Here is a 20,737-nt window from a genome sequence, read left to right as displayed (position 1 = left end):
AAAAGAAGCTTTGTATGGTGCAGATGCATGCAACCCAACCCAACCTGTCCTGCTAACGATTGAGCATTTTGTTCAATCAAAGGGTCGTCCTATACTTTGATGGCAGCAGTTTGTTTGTTCGCTTTTTTCACTATCCTATCTTGGTCCTACTATGGTCTTCGGGCTTGGAAATATCTTTTTGGACAAGGAAAACTGACCGATTTAACATACAAACTATTGTTTCTCGTTTTTACGGTTTTGGCCGCTGCGATTACCATGGATGTCGTAATAAAGTTTTCTGATGCCATGATATTGGCTTTGGTTTTTCCAAATATAATCGGATTGTTAATGTTGTTTCCCAACGTAAAAAACGAATTCACAAAATACATTGCACTACTATCAAAAAGGTAGACAGATTAAAAGCGAACCTTTATTTAAGCTTATAGATTCATTGCTTTAAAGATTTCTACATTTATCACAATAAACTACATCATTACTTTTAGGATAGCTAAACCCCTCTAAATCCTTTGAATCATTTACTTGTCCTCTTAAAGTATAAATCGGCCTGTCTACTAATTGGTGATTGATATTCCAATAACATTCTGGTATAGAGGTATCGATTATCTGAAATTCTGAAAGTGGGAAAAATCAAAATGAAAATGCTTTTTATACTGTTTCAAATAACTCTTCCATAGTTTTTCTGACCTTTTTGCGATATTGGGTAGCATCTTTTTCAGAACGATATCCAACTGTTGCAATAACCGAAGCGTTAAGCCCTCTTTTATCCAGACCTAGTATTTCATTATAGGCTTTGGGGTCAAAGCCTTCCATCGGACAAGCATCGATCTTGAGTTCAGCACATGCACTCAGTAAATTGGCGAGAGATAAGTATGTTTGTCGTTTGGACCAAGACTGCCATTCAGATTCGTTCTTTTGGGAAAGGCTTTCTTTAATAAAATCCCCATAACCTTGCACTTCTGAAATCGGTATTTGCTGAGTTTTGACAATGTTGTTTATATAATCGTCTATACGCTCTTCTTTGTGTTCTGAAAAATTACAAAAGACGAATAAATGCGATGCTTCGGTCACTTGCGATTGCCCCCAAGAAACCTCTTTTAAGCGCGCTCTTAATGCCTTGTCCTCAATAATCAGCACTTTGTATAACTGTAAACCATAGGACGACACAGACAATTGTACCGCTTCTTTCAGGTAATCCAAATCTTGCTCTGACACGATTTTCCCGGAATCAAATTTTTTGGTGGCATAACGCCATTTTAAATTTTCAACTAGTCTCATTTTTTTAATTGTTATAGATTAAAAATTGTTATCCTTCTATTTATATATTTTGCTCTAGTGCGTAATTTCTCATTAAAAACTGTTCTTCAAAACCTAGCTTTTCATACAACCCTTTTCCCATTGCCGAGGCTTGAAGTACAGCATAATTATATCCTTTGTTAACCGCTTCATATAACATGGAATGCATCATCTTTTCAGCGTAACCTTTTCTTCGCATCTCGGGAATGATTCCCATGGAATGAATTCCAACTATCTCATTTTTAGTATAGTAAATCAAAGCAGTGCCAACGGGGGATGCCTTGTCATAGGCAATTAGATAATTCACTTCATCATAGCTTTTCAGGAGTAGTTCATGATGAATTTTGTAGTTGAAGGCCTTTTTAAATAATGATTCCCATAATAGCGCTGTGCCTTCGTCTTTTACTTCGCGAAAGTCAATTTCTGAAAGTGTAAAATTACCTTTTGTAAGGTCGGAAGACATTCCTACCTGTTCCAAAACTTTTTCAAAGCCATTTTTTATCAGCAAGGGCTCGTAATCGTTCCCGCTGATGTTCCAAAAGGGAACGGTAATACTGGTCTTGGACGAAGAAATAATTTGTTTAGCATTGTTCAGGTCACCTTGATTTGGTGTATTTATGAACCACAGCCTATTGGGCCAACTGGAGTAGTTTATAATTCCGTAGTCGAAAACATCCCCAATTACATAAGCCCCAGCTTTTCGATTTACCAATTGCCATAAAGAGGTCAAATTATCTATGTTTGCTTTTACTAAATCCATTGCATTAATTGTTTTTGATTAAAATAATTCCCAAAGTCATGGCGAGAACACCAAAAATCTTTTTATAGGCCATAGGTTCAGAAGGAAGTCCAAACCACCCAAAGTAACCAGCAACGACCGAAAACAAAATCTGTCCGAACAGACCGATAGAGATCATTGTTGAGATGCCCAGTTTGGGAATGGTATAATAGTACAGACCAATCCCTGCCACACTAAATAGTGCTCCCGAAAACCACAAGTAGTAGGGCACGTCCTTCAATTGGCAAAAAGAAGGAAGATGTCTGGTGTTGATGGCCACAGCCAAAAAAGCTATCAACGTACTGAAAATATAGGCTACCAGTGAAGTCAGCATCGGACTTTTAAGTTGTTCGCTCAATTGTGAGTTCAAACCTCCATGTAAGGCCAAAAACACTCCGCCTATAAATGCTAAAAGAATTGGTGTTGACTGACTCATAACTCAAAGTATTTATGATTTATAGGTCAAAATTAGTACAGTGCTATATGCCCTGCATTTACATATGTTGATAAATGAATTAAAGGCTTTTTCTTATCCTACTAAGCTGTGTCGGAGTAATTCCCAGATAAGATGCTATTAACCACTGTGGGACTCTCTGGGGCAATTTGGGATACCTGTTAAGGAAAGATATATAGCGTTCTGTGGCACTTTCTGCAGCGAAAGAAATCTGTCTTCTTTCATTTTCAATGATCCAATTTTTTTCTAGGTTAGAAATATAGTAGTTCTTCAAATCCTCGTGGCCATATATAACTTCTTTGTAGCGTTGATAATTCATCTCTAGTATAATTCCATCCGCCACACATTCAATACCAAATCCCGAAGGTGTGTTTGTCAGCATTGAAACGGTGGAACCGGCCAAACTTCCTTCGATAAAAAAGTTTTTGACATATACGTTGGCTTCATCATCCTCCCACTGGGATACCAATATTCCCTTGCATACAAAGTAAATTTTTCTTGCTGTCTGACCACGAAAAATTATCATTTCATTTTTCTGAACTTTTTTTATACTTATCAAGGGCAAAAACTCCTCAAAAGAGGCTTGGGAAACCGGAGCAAAACTGTTAATGTATTGGTAGAAAAGTTGAATATGTGGATGGTCAAAAGAAATCATTCTTGATTAATGGCTAAAATTTCGGTCAAAATAAAGATACCATTTTATCGAGAATGAAATCAATACTTAAGTAAAACAGAATCAGGCTATTTTCAAGCTTACAAGAGGAATATCAACTTTTTTGGAAGCATTCCTAAACCGCATCAGATAATCTTTGGTCCAATACATTTAAATATTGACTGTGCTATTTTAAAATGGAAGTCTTCCTGCTTGTAATAAGGTTCCTTAAGGAATCCTTTTTGAATATTATAAATGGCAAAACGCTTTCTATTTTCTAGATATAGGATGATGTTCTTTTTCAATTATTTCTGTGTAGGTAACAAACTTAAAGGGATCGAAAAATTGTACAGAAGATCGCAATCGGTCAGCTGCTACTTCCTTTAATCTTTTAATCTTTTGGTTCGCAGGATACCTGCCCTCGGCAGCAATAGCCATCTGTAACGCCAGCTCATTATCACCGTTATCAATCATTTTTCTTAATGCTTTGGCTACTTGATTGCCAGAAAGCCCTAGATATAGCTGTAGAAGTCGACCCCTTTCCACCGAGGTAATAACATCCAACCCTTCTGGGTCTTTTCCAGTGACCTCTTCTTGCCATATACCGACCATATGATCTGCCGTTCGGGCAATAATATGATTTCTGGGAGATAGATAGCCAATGAAAATTTCTGGATGGTTTTGCAATCCTGGTGGAATAAGGTTGAGCCTTATAATATCTTTGGCAGAATAACCATTTCTTAAATGCTTCCTTGTCTCTTGGACCAACCATTTGTATGCATCACGATATGCTCTTAATTGTTGCGTATTTTTGTACATAACAGTTATTCCGATATGCCCATGCAAAATATATTTAGGGCTCAATTCAAGTGTGGCATCCATCACGTCTAGTGCTTCGTCAATGAAGCCTTCTTCCGTCCATGGCTCTCCATAAAACGGCATAAGTGCATCTCCCATAAAAACCAGCTCGAGATCAGGAAAATGAATCAAAAGAGCGTCTTCGGTTTCACCTCCGTTTACCGGTATGAGCTCCACATGGGATTCACCAATACTAAACTCACTTGTTGAATCCACTACAACATCAGGTTTGTATTTACTGACCCAATCGTCTTTAAAACTAGCACCCCTAAATTGGGTGTAGGAATGATTTTTTAAAACGCGATCTATTGTTCCATGAAAATTCTCACGACCATAAAGAAGAATACCAGGATTAAGGGATTTCAGGTACGTATGCCCCCCAATATGATCCCAATGCGCATGGGTAATCAAGCCTGTAGTCAAAGGAGGTAGTCCAGGATATTTCTCCAACAAAAACTCATATCCTTCTTTATAGCTATACGGTTGGGTTCCAGCATCGATTGAAATCAACTCCTCCCCATTTTCAGAAACTACAAAGTGTAGATCCGAAAACCCAAAGCCTCTAACCGCAAAAACCCTATTGGAAATTACTTCTTCAACCCATGGTGTCGGAGCAAACAAAAGACCCTTCTCCTTTGTTGTCGAGAACCAACCAGAGAATAGCATTTTTGGTTCGTAATCTGTATAGCCGCTGAGTGCTAGATATTTCTTTGCCAATTCCGCATCGCCCTCTTCAGTATATAACTTGGCCAGATAATGATACACCTCACGATAAAAGCCTGGTGTGGGTTCCAGTTCAGGATGGTCTATTAACCATCGAAGTTCTTGGAAGGCCTTTTCTTTCTTATTAAAAAGAGAGGGTACTTGGGCGTAGATTATACCTGACGCCCAATGGGCTAAGGGATTGTTTGGCGAAAGATTTCGAGCATCTTCCAAAATCTTAAAAGTATCCCTTACCCAAACGATTCTTGAAATGAGGAAAATATTATCGGCATAACTTGCGCGCAGAAGTGCGTAGGCCGATAGGTAATTGGATTTGACCTCGTCTGTCATTTGAAGATTAAAGTTTCCAAGACTGGATTCAAAATAGGCTATACCATACTTCTGCTGATTGGTAGCTATATAGGCATTTGCAAGAAGAAATATGGGATTGGGGTCGGTACTTGAACCATAGGATAACACCGTTTCATAAAAGGCAATATCGGCATGAAAACTACGGTCATTTTCATGTTGTTTGAACGATTCAAATCTCCTTGATGGAAGCAATGATTTACTTAGTCCCACCGACGCGGTTTTCTGTTCGATGGACGCATTCTCAGTATAAGGCGCAAAGTTTTGCTCACTTGGTTCCCCGCTGCATGCAGTGAGTATGGCAGCGGTCAGGACAGTCAAATAGTAAGGTACTTTTAGTTTCATGATTTCAGTTTAAATTACATAAACAATATTTAATTTTAGAGGAATTTCTCAAACATCCAATCCAACAGTTTGGACAGTTTTTAAATCAAGAAAATCATGGGTTGCCTTAAGCAAAGCCTCGGGTTTATCCATATGAACAAAATGTCCGGAGTCTTCAATAATCTTTAGGAGTCCATCAGGCAATTTTTCCACCAGAAGCTCTCCCAATTTGACATTGATAAAACGGTCGTGTCTCCCCCAGACCACTAAAACAGGTTGCTGGATTTCATGAATCTTACTTTCTAAATAGGCCTGTCCGGGAGCATTGTTCTGGAAATAAGACAAGAAAGCGCTCTGGGTGGTTTTGTTATAACCATCCGCCAGAAATTCTTCAAGGATTTCTTTGGGTATGTTGCTCCCTCTATAGAACCCCTTATTATAAGCAATCTTAGCAGAAATTTTGGGAAACCACTTGATCAGTGCTTTTGCCCGAATCGAGTTTTCACGTCCAAAGCTCCTTACTTCCCATGAGGAATAGGCAGTAGTGGGGAAAGGGATTCCGTCCATAACCACAATCCTATCAATCCGATCAGGGTTTTCAACGCCCATTATTAAAGCAGGGGAAAGGCCAATGTCAGTGGCCATAACATGTGCATTTTCTATTTGAAGTGTATCTAGAAAATCCATACCAACTGCTGCGAAAGTGCGTGGATTATGATCTTTTAGGTCAATAAAGGCATCACTGCCTCCAAAACCTGGCCAGTCCATCGCCAAGACATGATAGTTTTCTGAAAGAGATGGTGCAACATCATACCATGTTTGAAGGTTTTCTGGTACTCCATGCAACAATAATATTGTTGGTTTGTTACGGCTACCAAGTTCGGCATAGCGAATGTTCAATGCAAATTTTTTGATATGTACCGTATTGGTGTTCAGTAATTTTGAGTTGTGCTGATTTATTTTCATTTTTTTATGTATTTGTATGTTATTGTTTTTTAAAAAGCCAATGGCCAAAAAGTTTTATCACTAAGGGCATAACCAAGAATACCATGGTGCTTGCTATCATCAATACAACAAGTAAAAGTGTTACCCGACGATCTATCAAATGCACAGGCAATATCTGCTTGATGAGCCATTCAAAGAACAACAACAACGGGTACACCCCTAATGTGGTAACAAGGGCTTGTTTCCAGGGAACCATCCGTGGAACAGGTGCTTTTTTCAATTGTTGATTAGATTGCCTCATATCAGTTTAGTTGAGATGTTTGGTTGCATCAAAAAAGTCCTTGGACACGTAGTGCCTATGTGCATTCCAGTGGCTCCCCTTTTATGTTGGGAAAGAGCCCAGTGTTGCAATTCTTGTTTTTCCTGTTTCTAAATGTGTTGTTTTCATTATTCATTGATTTAATTTATGTTGTATATACAACTTATATTTTAAATTTTTTACTTCAACTTATTTTCAAGCTTTTTGAGACTGCTCATTCCGTCTTCTTGAAGTTGTCCAACAAGTACATCCATGGCGTTCTCCCACTCAGGGACAAGTACTTTCACCAAATCTAGACCTTGAACGGTCAGTTCAACTTCAGGTCTGTATTCTTTGGAACGGGACACTAGGTTTTGCTTTTCAAGAAGTTTGATGTTTCGGCTTACGGTGGATCTTTCCAGACAGAGCACTTCTCCAATTTTACCTTGCTCCACTCTACCAAGTTCATGCATTGTGAACAGAATTGTCATTTGGTTCTCAGAAATTTTATAATCTCCTAAAACCTTTCGGATTTCCCCATCTGCAATTCGAGATAAACGTCTTAATCTTGACCCTATACAATGTTCTAATTTGTATTTCATAGCGCAAAGTTAAAAATAAATGTTGTATATACAACATTTTTAACTCCCAATTAACAGAATTAAGAATTGTTCATAAACTGAGTTATCCTACTCAATATATCTTTCGCAAATAGCTATAGCTGTTTCGGTTCATAATTTCTATTTGTTATCAACCCAGCTAGTCATTTTTTTTCACCCTTTCTGATGAATCCAAACATTTCTCATAATCATTTGCTTTTTAGTTACCTTTTCAATATCTCAATTTTAATAAGTTCCCTCCCGGGATAAACAACATTATTACTTTCAATGCTTCCAACGTTACAAACAGGATATGGTAATTTGTTTTGTCAACCTTTAGATTATTAATGAGCATATCAGCTTGGTCCGACAATAATGGCATAAGCTAAAATGACTATATGACCAGAATGATGGATACTGCCATATCTTTAAAAAACAGGCTTCCTTATGATGGGTAACCATAAAAGCGCTATTCTCATGAGTACCCCTATTTACTAAATGTAGTTTCATTTTTAAGTTATGTCCAGATCATTAATAAATAACATTATAACAACAATAATACTTCTAAAAATTCATTATGGGCAAAAATAGTATCAATATTGGTTGATTTTATGGTAGATTTTCATCTTTTATCAATATAGATTTGCCTTAAGTTGATTATTTTCAATAAAAAAGAACGGTACGTTTTACAGGTAACGCCATTAAGACCATCATAAGTTTTTAAACTAACATCAAACAGATTTAAAATGAAAAAAGTAGTAACCTTTGGTGAAATCATGTTGCGATTATCACCTCCTGGCTTTTTAAGGTTTTCCCAGGCCAATAGTTTCGATGTAGTTTATGGCGGCGGGGAGTCCAACGTCGCCGTTTCTTTGGCCAACTACGGTGTTCCAGTAGATTTTGTGACCCGTTTGCCCAAGAACGATATTGGAGAGTACGCTCTTATGGAGATGCGTAAGCGGGGTGTTGGCACGGAAAAGATTATATATGGCGGTAACCGTTTGGGCATCTACTTTTTAGAGACTGGGGCGGTAAGTAGGGGCAGTAAAGTTGTTTACGATAGAGCCCATTCGGCTATTGCAGAGATTGAAAAAGGTATGATTGATTGGAAGTCCGTCTTCAAAGATGTGGAATGGTTCCATTGGACAGGGATTACCCCAGCCATCTCCCAAGGAGCTGCCGATGCCTGTTTGGAAGCTGTGAAAACCGCAAGCAATATGGGAGTGACCATTTCAACCGACTTAAATTATCGTGCAAAACTCTGGAAATATGGTGGTGATCGAGAGACCATCATGACCGAACTGACCTCTTATTGCGACATTGTGCTGGGCAACGAGGAAGATGCCGAGAAACACTTTGGCATCAAGCCAGAAGGGTTGGATATTACCACCCAAGGAGAACATGTGAAGGCAGAAGCCTTCCTATCCGTCTGTAAACAGATGATGCAAAAATTTCCCAAAGCCAAAAAAGTAATAACTACATTGAGGGGGTCCATTTCGGCTTCCCACAATACTTGGGCCGGCGTACTTTATGACGGAAAAACCATGTACAAATCACCTGAATACCAGATTACCCATATTGTGGACAGGGTCGGTGGAGGTGACTCCTTTATGGGTGGGCTTATATATGGTCTAATGAAATATCCTGAAGATGACCAGAATGCGCTTAATTTTGCAGTGGCAGCATCTTGTTTAAAGCACACCATAAAAGGTGATGCAAACCTTGTAACGGTAGCAGAGGTGGAAAAATTAATGAGTGGGGATGCCTCAGGAAGGGTGGCTCGATAACCTAAAAACTTAAAAAATGGCTCAATATTCAAGATTGGAAGTGATAAAGGTAATGCAGGAAACAGGGATGGTTCCGCTTTTCTACCATCCAGATGTGGAACTAGGTAAAAACGTTCTAAAGGCCTGCTACGAAGGCGGAGCAAGGCTGATGGAATTTACTGCCCGAGGTGATTTTGCGTTTGAAGTATTCTCAGAACTTAACAAATTTGCCATTAAGGAACTTCCCGGTATGATTATGGGTGTGGGATCTATTACCGATGCAGCTGCCGCATCAATGTTTATGCAAATGGGCGCCAATTTTATCGTTACCCCATCATTACGTGAGGATATCGCCAAGGTCTGTAATAGGAGAAAAGTGCTATGGTCACCAGGCTGTGGTTCACTGACCGAAATAAACAAGGCTGAAGAATTAGGTTGTGAAATTGTGAAACTCTTTCCGGGCTCCACTTACGGTCCGGGGTTTGTAAAGGCTATCAAAGGGCCACAACCATGGACCAGCATTATGCCCACTGGCGGAGTGAGCACAGAAAAAGATAATTTAGAGGCTTGGTTCAGTGCAGGGGTCACCTGCGTAGGTATGGGATCTAAACTCATTAGTAAGGAAATATTGAACAAAGGTGATTTTGAAGGTTTAAAAACCAAGGTGAAAGAAACTTTGGAATTGATTCAGTCAATTCGATGAATCATCAAAAAGTTGCACGCTAACAGATATAAGAACGCACATATAATGTTGTTAATAGTTTAGAGTCACCCTGTATTTATTCTACTTTTAAGAAGTCAACTGCATTTTGAAAGTAGATTTTATGTAGAATATCGATTGGAAGTTCTAGCCCTACAGTTTTTTGCCCACGTATCTCTAAAGAGTCCTTACTGCTCAAATATCTCCATAATCTATCATAATTGGCATCCAGTTCTTCTTGTTCCTTAAATAGTTCATCTTTGGTAAGCATATCCTCTGGAGTACCATTACCATAATCAGAACCAAATAAAATCTTATTCTGGTATTTTTTAAAAAAATCACCCACTTTTTTAGAATCTTGGCTTGCCAAATCTCCAAACCTAGCAGCAAGTTCAACATACATATTCGGAAATTTATCAAGTCGTGCTGCAACCATATCTACATCATGCGACATACTACCCAAATGAGCGCATAAAATTTGCAAGTCAGGATTTCTTTCAATCCAACCATCCCTTGCAGTTATAATGGTTTTATATGATGGGATTTCTGGAAATTGATACGCATGATACTGTGGATTGTTTTTATAATAGCCATAGTGCGGATTATTGGGGTCAAGTGGTCTCCAAGCTTGTTCTGGTTCCCCAATATGAGCCATGACCGGAATTCCCTTACTTTTCAAAAAATCCCAAATAGGTTGTAATCGTTCATCATCTATTTGAATAAAATCTCCTGTTGCATCTTTTGTAACCATTCCAAAATTTTTCCAAACCTTAACCATTTTAGCTCCCTCTTCAATCTCCTTATGCAGTCGCTCAATAGTTCGTTGTTCAAAATCCGGGGAGTCAATGGTTGTCCCAATTAAAGAGGAACAAAGGAAAAATGTATTTGGATATGACTCAGCATGGGTTAAATAAGTATCCCAACTTCGAACAATCCCAGTAGAATCTTGGGTAGAGACATCTACCAAAACAGAACGCATATTCCATTTCTTAAATAACCCTGGAAGATATTCACGCGAATATCTGTAATGTGAATGGATATCGATTTTTTGGACAGTACTCTGGTCAAAAGAAACTGGCTGGTGCTCACTCGAAGCTTTTTCAGTTGACTTAGGTTTGCATGCAACGAGGAAAGTAAACATAACCAAAAACAGGATGGTGTTTTTCATGATTTGAATTCTGAATTCACATAAAGTTAAAGATAAAAAGTAAGAATCCAGATGTCCTAACCATCATGTTCAAAGGGATTCCATTAACTTCTAACCAAAGCAAGTCCAATATCCGCTGGTTCTGGAGTGCCATCACCATTAAAGTCAAAATCCGTAGCCCCACTAATAGATAAACTGTTTGTTCCGTTAAATTGGATTCGAAAAAACTCATAGTCATCGGCAGCATCCCCATCAAAACGTACTACTAAAAGATCTTCGTCAAAACATAAATCTCCAGAGGAACGGGCATTGGGCTCACCGGACTCCATTATATTGAGAGTGAACCTTCCATTTGACTGGATCGTCAAGGTAACATTTCCACCTTCCTCCACAACATCCACAACTTGAATGGGTTCAGTGGAAATATTGAAAAAATTGGCTTCTGTGGCCGTCCAGTTTCCAGAAATATCGGAAACGGAAAAATTAGTGCCCTGTAAAGAACAATCTGGACCCTCATCATCTTCACTACATGAAATTAAGGAACAACTTACCCATAAAAGGGCTAGAACAAAAAGAAAAAATCTTTGTTCTTTTAGAATCGAAAAATAGCTTTTGCATTTCATCTTATACAATTTTATAGGTTATTAAAATAGCTGCGTCTACCGTACAATAAATCGCATAATTAAAAGTACTGGAAGGTATTCCATGTCCTTGCTACCAATGTTTCAATTTATAATACTCAGGTTACATCTACCTATCTCATTACCAATGGAATGATCGTTAATTCCTAAAAAAGAAAGATTTTACCATTATCTTAGTAGAAGTACCCACTATTCAAACAACTCACATGAAAAGGCTTATACTTTTTAGCTTTCTATGTTTCAATTGTTGGGTTACTAATGCCCAGCTTAAATCAAAAATTGACAGCCTTAACCGCTTATTAAATAGCAGTTCTAACCGGGATACGACAGCAGTTAAATTACTTCTGGACCTCGCAAACACATACAGAGGCATCAATTTAGACACCTCTTATCTGTATGCCAAGAGAGCTTTTGCACTGGCATCAAGTGTTGACTATTATCATGGCATGGCCTCAGCCGACAAAATCAAGGGGACTTATTTTCTATATACTGGTGCAATGGACAGCAGTATTTTTTACTATATAAATGGCCAAAAGCTGTTTGATAAACTGGGAAATTTGGATGGTGTACATGACATTAACTACAATTTGGGCCTATTGCATGCCTCTATTGCCGAATATGATAAGGCCATTTCTTATTATCAAAAGGATTTTGCTTATAGAAATCAAATCAAAGATACCTTAGGTATAGCTGATGGTTATCTAAATATGGGGGCTGTCTATTTGTATAAGGGTGACAATCAAAATGCTTATAAAAATTTTACCGCATCCATCCCCTATTTTCAACAAGCGGGAGATCAACTTTCGGTTGCCAAAGTTAACTTTAACCTAGGCACCATACAGTGGAACTATAGCAATTACGACTTGGCCTTGAAAGATTTCTTTGCTTCTTTGGCCGTTTTTGAGGAAGAAGAAGATCGCTACTTGCTTGCCAGTTGTTTTGAAAATATCGCTGGGGTCTATGAAAACATGGAGAACTATAAAAGTGCTCTTAAATATTACCGTGCTTCTTTACGCAATAGTGAAAAAGTAGGAGATGCAAGGCTAACAGCCTCAAATTATCATAGTCTTGGGGTAGTAATGGATAAATATGCACAACCGGATTCCGCGCTATATTATTTTGACAAGAGCCTTAAATTGTGCGAAGAAAGTGACTTTAAGGATTTGTTGAGCTTGAATTATCACAGCTTGGGTGTTTTGCACGGTAAAAAAAATGCATCCAAAGGAATTTTATTTTTGAACAAGAGCATTTCTTTGAAAAAGACCATTGAGCTGGATAACTTTAACATTGCCACATCTTTTTATGAATTAGGGAACGTTCTATCCAAACAAAATCAACTAGGTTCCGCAAAAAAAAGCTTTGAGGAGGGGTGGAGAATCTCTCGGCAAACCGATTCCAAAGAAATAAAAAGCAAGCTCTCTTTTGCTTTGTATCAATTGCATAAAAGCATGGGAGACAAAACAAGCGCGCTTTCTTATCTGGAGGAATATCACCTACTAAAAGACAGTATTTTTGATGATGAAACCAATAAAAATATTGTAGCTAGGGAAATACAATACGAAACAGCAAAAAAGGACCAGCAAATAGTATTGCTAACAAAAGAGCGGGAATTAAAACAAGCAGAAGTGACCGCCAAGAATGCATTGTTGGGCCAAAACAAAACTCAAAGAAATCTATTATTGGCCGGTATTGCTTCCGTTCTAATAATTTCAATACTTTTTTTTAGAAATTATAAGGTAAAACTGCGGTCCAAAGAGTTGGTCAACAAAAAGCAACGGGAATTTGTGAACCTTCGTTCCCGTTTTTTCGCCAATGTCTCCCATGAGTTTCGAACTCCACTTACTCTAATTCTAGGGCCTTTAAAAGACATATTGTCTTCCAATAAAGAAGGTCAGGAGCACAAAGAAAGCTACGAACTTATGAAAAGGAATGGCGAGAAGCTCTTGGGCCTTGTTAACCAACTATTGGATTTATCCAAACTGGAAGCAGGTGCATTGCCCCTGCAGGTTAAGCAAGATGATTTAAATATTGCTTTAAAAACCATTACAGCCTCTTTTAGTTCATGGGCAGATTATAAAGAAGTTAATTTCACCACATCTATCACCAACAAGATAAAAATGGCCTGTTTTGATAGTGATGTGATGGAAAAAGTTCTGAACAATCTTTTATCAAATGCCTTTAAATTCACTCCGAAAGGGGGAAGTGTTCATTTTAACGCCTCATTGGTCAACTCTCATAAAAGTGGAAAGGAAGCCATAAAAATAATGGTAAAGGATAATGGGAAAGGAATAGCAAATTCCGATTTAGATAAGATTTTCGACAGATTTTATCAAGCTGACACATCCAGAACAGAGACAAACGCAGGAACAGGTATTGGTTTGGCGTTGGTAAAAGAACTTACGGAATTGCACCACGGAAGCATCTCGGTTGACAGTGAAGAAACACAGGGAACAACTTTTACGGTTATCCTTCCTATTACAAAAGAACAATTTAATGATGACGAAGTAGTTTTGGACGCCCCTACGGCCTACATCATAGAAAACGGCATGCCAGTAATGCCGGAAAACACCTTAAAATATTCAGAAAACGAACTAGTTAGCGAGAGTAATTCCCCCCTCCTTCTTATAGTGGAGGACAATGATGATGTTAGATCCTATATCAAAAAACATCTTAACCAAACTTACAAAATAAAAGAGGCCATCAACGGGATTGAAGGTTTCATGCAAGCTCAAAAACTTGTTCCTGATCTTATTATTAGTGATGTAATGATGCCGGACATGGACGGACTAACGCTCTGTAAAAAACTTAAAGAAGATCAGAAAACCAGTCACATTCCCGTGATATTGCTTACCGCTTTGGCCTCTCAAGCGTCCAAGGTGGAGGGGATTGAAACGGGTGCCGACGATTATATCATAAAACCCTTTGATAGAGAAGAGCTAACAGCCCGTGTAAAAAATCTCATTCACCAGAGACAGCTTTTACGTAAAAAATATAGTCGGCAGCTTACGCTAGAGCCAAAGCTTTTGGCTATTACATCTACGGATGAACGTTTCCTTGAAGGGATAATGGAAATCGTGGAGGAACGCATGGACGATTCAACATTTAGCGTTGAAGATCTAGCTAGGGAAATAGGGATGAGCCGTACACAATTATTCAGAAAAATGCGCGCTTTAATTAATCAATCTCCACAAAATTTTATTAGGGATTTTAGATTAAAACGGGCTGCTCAATTACTCAAAAACAAAGTTGGAAGCGTATCTGAAATTGCATATCAGGTAGGCTTCAACAATTTGTCCTACTTTACAAAACGATTTAAAGAGCTGTTTGGAAATAAGCCATCCGAGTACTATCAGGAAAATTAACAGCATAAAACCTAAAACTTGTTATCAAAACTGTTTGAGCTTAAAAGAATGGAAGCGACAATCAACTTTTAAGACTTGACCTTTAAGTCGTTTTGTATAAATTGGGAAGGCGTAATGCCTGTTTGTTTCTTAAATACCTTGTTGAAGGTGTTCTTATTGTTAAATCCAGAATCGAAGGCTATGGCCAAAATTGTTAAATTACTATACTTAGGGTTTTTTAATCTATCCTTGACCTCTCGGTATCGATACTCATTTACAAATTCATAGAAGCTTTTTCCAAGTGCTACATTTAAAATCTGGGATATTAAATACTTGGGCTTATTTAAATGATTTGAGAGTTTTTGTAGCGAAAGTTCCGTATCCAAATAAGGGCGTTCGGTTTCCATATACAAAATTATTTCATCAAGATGTTTTTGTAAATCTGAATTGCTCACCTTGGAAGTTTCGTATTTGGCATCTTCATTATTTAAAAAAACCTGCAAAAAAATCTTACTGTTTCTATAAAAGAACAATACCACCAAGTTAATGGCGATAGCGCAGCAGAGCATGGTTATATAATATACCTTCGGGTCAATTCCCCCTTGAATAAAATACCACATCACACCCATAAAATCGACCCCCCAAAATACTAGAAAAGCGTAGCTAAATTTAATAAGCCAATTGTACTTTATTTCAAAGGATCTTATCTTGTTTTGCTGCCTTAGTCGTTTTAGGTTTTTGATTGCATAGAAAACATAAACAAAACTTACTGTAATGTGGCTTATTAGGAATATCGCCGCTTCAATGGTTAGGTTCTGAATTGGCAAACTCAGTTGATATGCCAATACATCCACTTTTTCCGAGCCACTCAGCGTATAAAATGGTAGAAAAAAAACAACTCCGAAAAGAAAAGGTATTAAATGCAAAGCATCCTTTGGCTGAAGCTCCAGCTTTCTAGAAAATATCGATTTTACATATAAATAATAGCAAGGGCCCAAAAGCATTAAAAATGGACTAGAAACATGGGCTAAATGTGGTACAGCACTATAAAGGCTGGTGTGCAACAACAAATAATTGAACAGATTAAATGCGATGATAAGAACCAGTGAAGAGAGAAAGAAACTCGATTTACTTCTCTGCTGCCACAGCAATAACATTGCCGACAAAAAAACTCCTTGAAAAGACCCGAAAAGAAGAATTACTGCCCAAAAATCAAATTTTATACTGAATAAACTATCCATAAGAATAAGATAACAAATTACAAATTAAGTATTGTCCTTTCTCCTTATTTCAATATGCACATAACAATGCGTCATCCTAAACTTAAAGACACTTCATGACTTACAGTTTAAATTATTTTCGAATGTTCTTTTAAATCAAATTCAAAAAAATGGAAAACACTTATATCCTTAGAACCGCACTAAAGAGCAATGGCTTTTTTTCTATATGCATGGGAATACTAACATTGACTTTAGCCAATACTGTTAAGGCAATTTCAGAAATGGCCAACGGACTGCACCTCAACTTTGCCATCCAAATGTTCATTTTCGGTGCTGTGGTGCTTTATGCGGCTTTTAGAAAAAAGATTTCCAGAATATTGGTATGGGTTATTATTGTTCTTGATTTTTTATATGTGGCTATCGAAGCTATCAATCTGGCATTTGCGAAAAACCTCAGCTCTGGTGGTTTTGCATTAATACTGGCAACCAACATATTAGTCCTGCTATTTGCAATATTCCAAACCAAAGGAATACTGGATTACACCAAATCCATGAAAAAATCAGATTCATGAGACATTTAAAGTTTCTATTGCTATTTCCAATATTTTATAGTGTCAACTGCATTAGCCAGACAGTTGAAGAGGTCTCACTGCCATTGACCTCCAAAGTCGAAATAAAATCAGATTACGGGGTGGAATATGTAATCTACATCAGTTTACCGCCTGAATACCTTAACTCTGACAAAGCCTACCCGGTAACCTATGTGTTGGACGGTGACTTAACATTTGGGATAGCCTATAATTCAAGAGTATTGATGTCCTACGGCAAAGAAATTCCAGAAGTGATTTTAGTGGGTCTGGCCTATAAGGAAGGTTTTGAAAATATCCACAACAATAGACTACGGGACTTTACACCAACAGCATGGAGCGAAGAGCAAATTGAAAAATTCACAGGAGTTTCGGGTATTAAAAACTCAGGCGGCGCAGATGCTTTTTTAAATTTTCTTGAAGATTCCGTCAAAAAACACATCAATAACAACTTCAGGGTAGATCAGAATAATCAAACCCTTGTTGGGTACTCTTTGAGTGGTCTCTTTGCCGTTCATGTTGCAAACAAAAAAGAATCCTATTTTAAGAACTATCTTATTGCTAGTCCATCCTTGTGGTGGTTTGGTCCCAGCCTTCCCGATTTTTCCAAATCCAATGGAACATCGCAGATGTATTGGTCCGTAGGGTCCCTAGAAAACCCAGAGGCCATGGTAAATCCTTGGAAGAAAATAACATCGGTTCTTGAATTGTCAAATTTTGCCATTCAATCAGAAATATTAGAAGATGAGGGGCATGTAACAGCCTTTAACAGTGCCTTTACAAGAGGAATTAAGTTTTTGTTTAAAACGAACAATTGAAAAATCAAATTATGAAATCAGTAATTAGAACATCTTGTTTTTTGATTATCGTATTAGTCCAGTATTCAATAACCGGACAGTCGGTGAACGATTTAGCTGATATTAGACCAGACATTATTAAAAAAGAAGGAGACTTTGTTAGCGGTATTTCCCATAGAGAACAAAAAGGGCAGGAAATATTAAACCAATGCTATAAAGCTCACGGATGGGATAAGGTTTCTGATATCAAAATAATAACAGCTGTTTATAACGATGATTGGTCTCCTGCTCTTGAGCAATTAAAGGTCCATAACAATTGGCCTTTGGAAAACCAAAAAGTAAGACATGATTTTTATGCTTTTAAACTTGGTAATTCAAGGGTGGAATTATTAAATGGTCCTGCCGAAAAAGAAATTTGGGGCATTGACCATAACATCCCATATAAAAAGATACATGGAAAGCTAAATACAATTGATGATGCCAATATGATCCCTGCTTTGGTTGGAAAAGAATATTTTATTCAACTGCCTTATTGGATCAATAAGGTTCCCTTGGTAAATTATGTGGAAGAAAAAGTATTACATGGCAAAACGTACCATCTCATCTATGGAACCTGGAAATCTGGGGAGCCAAATGCTGAATTTGATCAATACATTTATTGGATAAATAAAGAGACCAAGCTTCTAGAAATGGTACAATATACGGTTAGGGTGGTTGCTCCAGCGGTTTATGGGTATGTTGTCTTTAAAAATTTTCGAAAAGTCAATGGGGTTATTATCCCTTTTCAACACCAACTTGGCTATTTGCCAACAGAAGAAGGGTTAATCCATCAGATGATTTTTGAGTCAATAACCTTTGATTCACATGATGTTGGCCCGGACTATATCGAGGTATTTGGAAATAACTAATTTTATTGGCTACTTACGGTAAAATCAAATAGTTTGAAAATACCACTTGATGTATTATCAAAAATCGCCTCTGCCTTAAACCGAAGGGATGAAGTTCCAAATCAGGAATTGGCGAAGGAAATTATTGCCGACGAGGATAGACAGGCCATTCAAATCCTTATTGAACATTTAAGCCATAAAAACAAAGCAATTCAAAATGATTGCATCAAAGTTATCTATGAAATTGGTGAAAGTAGGCCAGATTTAATCGTTTCGTACTTTGAAATCTTTTTGGAAATGTTGGGCAGTAAAAATAATAGATTGCAATGGGGAGTAATGACAGCACTCAATTATATCGCGCACTTAAAACCCCAAGAGACGTTTCATCATCTTCCCAGAATACTTGAAACTGCTGAAAAAGGTAGTGTAATAACCAGAGATCATGCTATAAACATCATAATCACACTGGCAAATACTGAAAAGTATAGAACGGAAGCTTTCGCCTTGTTACGGGAGCAACTTTTAGGGAGCCCTATAAATCAATTTGCCATGTATGCCGAAAGAACGGTCCCCGTCGTTGATAAGGACAATAAAGAACAATTTATTAAAATCTTAGAAACGAGAATGCAAGATTTGCAAAAAGAAAGTCAGAAAAAAAGGGTTGAAAAAATAATTAGAAAGCTTTCTTAGTATAGTAGTGCCGAAATGATTTAAAATCAAGAGTACTTCAATTTTTCAAATGTTTTAGCCGGGATACCGCTTGTTTGGCTTGGGATTTAAGACCTGTATTTTATAATTCATATAAGTTTGCCCCTCGTACTACAGACTTGAGCTTAATTGCAGTTTTTTCCTTCCCTGAAGAAAATTGAACCCCATTAAAACTGCAATAACCAAAAAGATTATTCCTCCAATGGCAAAAACAGTTGTTGAAAGGAATTCAAACAAAACTCCTCCTAAGATAAGGCCAAACATGCTAGCTATACTCCCCATACTATTACCATAACCTTGTATTGCTCCCTGCATGTTGGAATCTCCTGTTCTGGATAACAGCGCCATAAAGCTTGGCCACATTAAACCATTACCAATGGATAGTAGTGTATTGGCCAAATAAATGATTACTATGTTTTGAAAGGACAAAAGCAAAAACGACGAAGCCAATATCAACGACCCAATGAGTATCAGTCTTTCATTGGTCACTTTGCCTTGCAATCTAGATAAAACAGGGCCCTGAACTAGAATCATTACAAGGCTTGAATATGCCAAGAAAATACCTAGTTCAGTTGATGACCAATCTAAAATGGTATTGGCATATATGGGCAAGCCTGCATAAAAGAGACTAAAACCCAAAAAGGTGAAGAAATATACCATGTATAAAAGTGGTATTCCTGGTTCTTTTAAAACCCTTTTTAAATCTGTTTTTTGAGGGCTGGCCTGCAGTTCCCCTTCTTGATAACAGTTCTTATGTTCTACTTGAAAAAACCTACGTAAAGCCCGCAACCGAACCTTTCCTGTATTTACCACGCAAGGTACACTTTCCTTTAGCTGGGTATTTATTACAAAAATTGCAATTAGAGAAATCAAAGCTGCCAAAATTAATGGAAGAATCTCACCAAGCATAGTAGACGCCAAAACTCCTGCGAAAGCCGGACCTAGCACAAATCCCAAACTTGTAGAAGCTCCCATCTTGCCAAAATTTGAATTCCTGTCCTCATCCGTTGAAATATCGGATAAATAAGCATTGGCCACAGATATATTGCCTCCGGTAAATCCATCAAAGATTCGTGCAACAAAAATCATCACTAAAGGTAATGTCATTGCGTAACTGCCTGTAATCTTTGTATTCTGAGACCAAAGTTCTGTTTCTGGAAGAATAAAAGCCAGCAAAAAAAGTGTCCAGGCAATGAATGTGCCCAATTGACTGATAACCAGTACTTTTTTTCTTCCAATTTTATCAGAGAGTCTTCCTAAAATAGGTGCACCAATGAATTGAAAAAACGGGTACATAGCTCCTAAAATCCCATATATAAAGCCATTCCCTCCCATATCGGTCACAATAAAAATGAGAATCGGAACAACAATACTATAACCTAGAATACCAATAAAATTAACCAGTAAAATCGGGAAAATTTTTGGCGATATCAGTTTGGCAAGCTTCATAACAGTGAAGGAATCGGTTGTATTTAAAGGTAAACAAATTATTGCCCTAATTCCCTAGCTTCAAAATGTATCAATTCTTGATTTTCAAAAGTTGTATTTGCTTCAATGGGATTGCAACACACCTCGCAATCTTCAACGTATGTCTGGTTTGACACGGAAGTATCTAGAAGAAAGGAAATCTCTTCCCAACAATAAGGGCACTGAAAAAAGTGTTCAAACATG

The 20,737-nt window shown here is 37.6% G+C and carries 21 protein-coding genes; 8 read left to right on the top strand and 13 right to left on the bottom strand.

Translation table 11 applies throughout. The annotated features are described in order from the left end of the window. The first annotated feature begins 96 nt into the window (after nt 1-96). Entirely contained in the window at nt 97-390 is a 294-nt protein-coding gene (locus FVB32_RS08160; protein WP_394348883.1) for an alanine:cation symporter family protein, read from the top strand. Between the two features lie 255 nt (nt 391-645). On the opposite strand, the gene FVB32_RS08155 is transcribed toward FVB32_RS08160, so the two are convergent. The 8 genes from FVB32_RS08155 to FVB32_RS08120 all read right to left on the bottom strand — a co-directional run bounded on the left by FVB32_RS08155 (nt 646) and on the right by FVB32_RS08120 (nt 7,275). Next, nucleotides 646-1,275 (bottom strand): NAD(P)H-dependent oxidoreductase, encoded by a 630-nt coding sequence (locus tag FVB32_RS08155; protein WP_147743032.1) that lies wholly within the window; start codon nt 1,273-1,275, stop codon nt 646-648. 40 nt (nt 1,276-1,315) lie between these two features. Further along, complete coding sequence (locus FVB32_RS08150) at nt 1,316-2,053, bottom strand: GNAT family N-acetyltransferase (RefSeq protein ID WP_147743029.1); 738 nt, start codon at nt 2,051-2,053, stop codon at nt 1,316-1,318. Nucleotides 2,054-2,057: 4 nt separating this feature from the next. After that, nucleotides 2,058-2,507 (bottom strand): DMT family transporter, encoded by a 450-nt coding sequence (locus tag FVB32_RS08145; protein ID WP_147743026.1) that lies wholly within the window; start codon nt 2,505-2,507, stop codon nt 2,058-2,060. A gap of 79 nt (nt 2,508-2,586) precedes the next feature. Further along, the gene (locus tag FVB32_RS08140) at nt 2,587-3,180 is read right to left on the bottom strand and encodes a Crp/Fnr family transcriptional regulator (RefSeq protein WP_147743023.1); all 594 of its coding nucleotides are present in this window, start codon (nt 3,178-3,180) and stop codon (nt 2,587-2,589) included. Nucleotides 3,181-3,447: 267 nt separating this feature from the next. Further along, nucleotides 3,448-5,451: an MBL fold metallo-hydrolase gene (locus tag FVB32_RS08135; protein ID WP_147743021.1), complete on the bottom strand. Its 2,004-nt coding sequence runs from the start codon at nt 5,449-5,451 to the stop codon at nt 3,448-3,450. Between the two features lie 48 nt (nt 5,452-5,499). Then, nucleotides 5,500-6,396 (bottom strand): alpha/beta fold hydrolase, encoded by an 897-nt coding sequence (locus tag FVB32_RS08130; protein ID WP_147743018.1) that lies wholly within the window; start codon nt 6,394-6,396, stop codon nt 5,500-5,502. 19 nt (nt 6,397-6,415) lie between these two features. Next, nucleotides 6,416-6,676 (bottom strand): hypothetical protein, encoded by a 261-nt coding sequence (locus FVB32_RS08125; RefSeq protein WP_147743014.1) that lies wholly within the window; start codon nt 6,674-6,676, stop codon nt 6,416-6,418. Between the two features lie 197 nt (nt 6,677-6,873). Further along, nucleotides 6,874-7,275, bottom strand: coding sequence for a MarR family winged helix-turn-helix transcriptional regulator (locus tag FVB32_RS08120; protein WP_147743012.1), 402 nt, complete (start codon nt 7,273-7,275; stop codon nt 6,874-6,876). 743 nt (nt 7,276-8,018) lie between these two features. Between FVB32_RS08120 and FVB32_RS08115 the strand changes: the two genes are divergently transcribed. Together FVB32_RS08115 and FVB32_RS08110 are read left to right on the top strand one after the other, a co-directional pair. Beyond that, nucleotides 8,019-9,059: a sugar kinase gene (locus tag FVB32_RS08115; RefSeq protein WP_147743010.1), complete on the top strand. Its 1,041-nt coding sequence runs from the start codon at nt 8,019-8,021 to the stop codon at nt 9,057-9,059. A gap of 16 nt (nt 9,060-9,075) precedes the next feature. Continuing rightward, complete coding sequence (locus tag FVB32_RS08110) at nt 9,076-9,741, top strand: bifunctional 4-hydroxy-2-oxoglutarate aldolase/2-dehydro-3-deoxy-phosphogluconate aldolase (RefSeq protein ID WP_147743008.1); 666 nt, start codon at nt 9,076-9,078, stop codon at nt 9,739-9,741. A gap of 76 nt (nt 9,742-9,817) precedes the next feature. Here the strand turns inward: FVB32_RS08110 and FVB32_RS08105 are convergent, their stop codons facing one another. Together FVB32_RS08105 and FVB32_RS08100 are read right to left on the bottom strand one after the other, a co-directional pair. Then, on the bottom strand, nt 9,818-10,906 hold the full coding sequence (locus tag FVB32_RS08105; RefSeq protein WP_147743005.1) for an amidohydrolase family protein: 1,089 nt from the start codon (nt 10,904-10,906) through the stop codon (nt 9,818-9,820). An 83-nt stretch (nt 10,907-10,989) separates the two neighbouring features. Then, on the bottom strand, nt 10,990-11,508 hold the full coding sequence (locus tag FVB32_RS08100; RefSeq protein WP_147743003.1) for a hypothetical protein: 519 nt from the start codon (nt 11,506-11,508) through the stop codon (nt 10,990-10,992). 224 nt (nt 11,509-11,732) lie between these two features. On the opposite strand from FVB32_RS08100, the gene FVB32_RS08095 reads away from it, so the two are divergent. Continuing rightward, a complete protein-coding gene (locus tag FVB32_RS08095; RefSeq protein WP_147743000.1) occupies nt 11,733-14,888 on the top strand; it encodes a hybrid sensor histidine kinase/response regulator transcription factor in 3,156 nt (1,051 codons plus the stop codon). Between the two features lie 68 nt (nt 14,889-14,956). Here the strand turns inward: FVB32_RS08095 and FVB32_RS08090 are convergent, their stop codons facing one another. Further along, nucleotides 14,957-16,108, bottom strand: a complete 1,152-nt coding sequence (locus FVB32_RS08090) for a helix-turn-helix domain-containing protein (protein WP_147742997.1) — start codon at nt 16,106-16,108, stop codon at nt 14,957-14,959. Nucleotides 16,109-16,257: 149 nt separating this feature from the next. Between FVB32_RS08090 and FVB32_RS08085 the strand changes: the two genes are divergently transcribed. From FVB32_RS08085 to FVB32_RS08070, 4 genes are read left to right on the top strand one after another with little or no spacing between them, the layout of a single operon-like run. After that, nucleotides 16,258-16,659, top strand: a complete 402-nt coding sequence (locus FVB32_RS08085) for a GPR1/FUN34/YaaH family transporter (RefSeq protein ID WP_147742994.1) — start codon at nt 16,258-16,260, stop codon at nt 16,657-16,659. Continuing rightward, on the top strand, nt 16,656-17,492 hold the full coding sequence (locus FVB32_RS08080) for an alpha/beta hydrolase (protein ID WP_147742992.1): 837 nt from the start codon (nt 16,656-16,658) through the stop codon (nt 17,490-17,492). Before FVB32_RS08085 ends, FVB32_RS08080 begins: the two co-directional genes overlap by 4 nt. Before the next feature lie 11 nt (nt 17,493-17,503). Beyond that, on the top strand, nt 17,504-18,379 hold the full coding sequence (locus FVB32_RS08075) for a DUF6503 family protein (RefSeq protein ID WP_147742989.1): 876 nt from the start codon (nt 17,504-17,506) through the stop codon (nt 18,377-18,379). 33 nt (nt 18,380-18,412) lie between these two features. Continuing rightward, entirely contained in the window at nt 18,413-19,048 is a 636-nt protein-coding gene (locus FVB32_RS08070; protein WP_147742986.1) for a HEAT repeat domain-containing protein, read from the top strand. A 129-nt stretch (nt 19,049-19,177) separates the two neighbouring features. Here the strand turns inward: FVB32_RS08070 and FVB32_RS08065 are convergent, their stop codons facing one another. Together FVB32_RS08065 and FVB32_RS08060 are read right to left on the bottom strand one after the other, a co-directional pair. Further along, nucleotides 19,178-20,515, bottom strand: a complete 1,338-nt coding sequence (locus FVB32_RS08065; RefSeq protein WP_147742983.1) for an MFS transporter — start codon at nt 20,513-20,515, stop codon at nt 19,178-19,180. A 38-nt stretch (nt 20,516-20,553) separates the two neighbouring features. Further along, a complete protein-coding gene (locus FVB32_RS08060) occupies nt 20,554-20,736 on the bottom strand; it encodes a CPXCG motif-containing cysteine-rich protein (protein ID WP_147742980.1) in 183 nt (60 codons plus the stop codon). Nucleotide 20,737: the final 1 nt, after the last annotated feature.

It is taken from the genome of Flagellimonas hymeniacidonis (genome assembly GCF_008040165.1).
Lineage (GTDB): Bacteria > Bacteroidota > Bacteroidia > Flavobacteriales > Flavobacteriaceae > Flagellimonas > Flagellimonas hymeniacidonis.
This window is presented reverse-complemented; position numbering and strand designations above follow the sequence as displayed.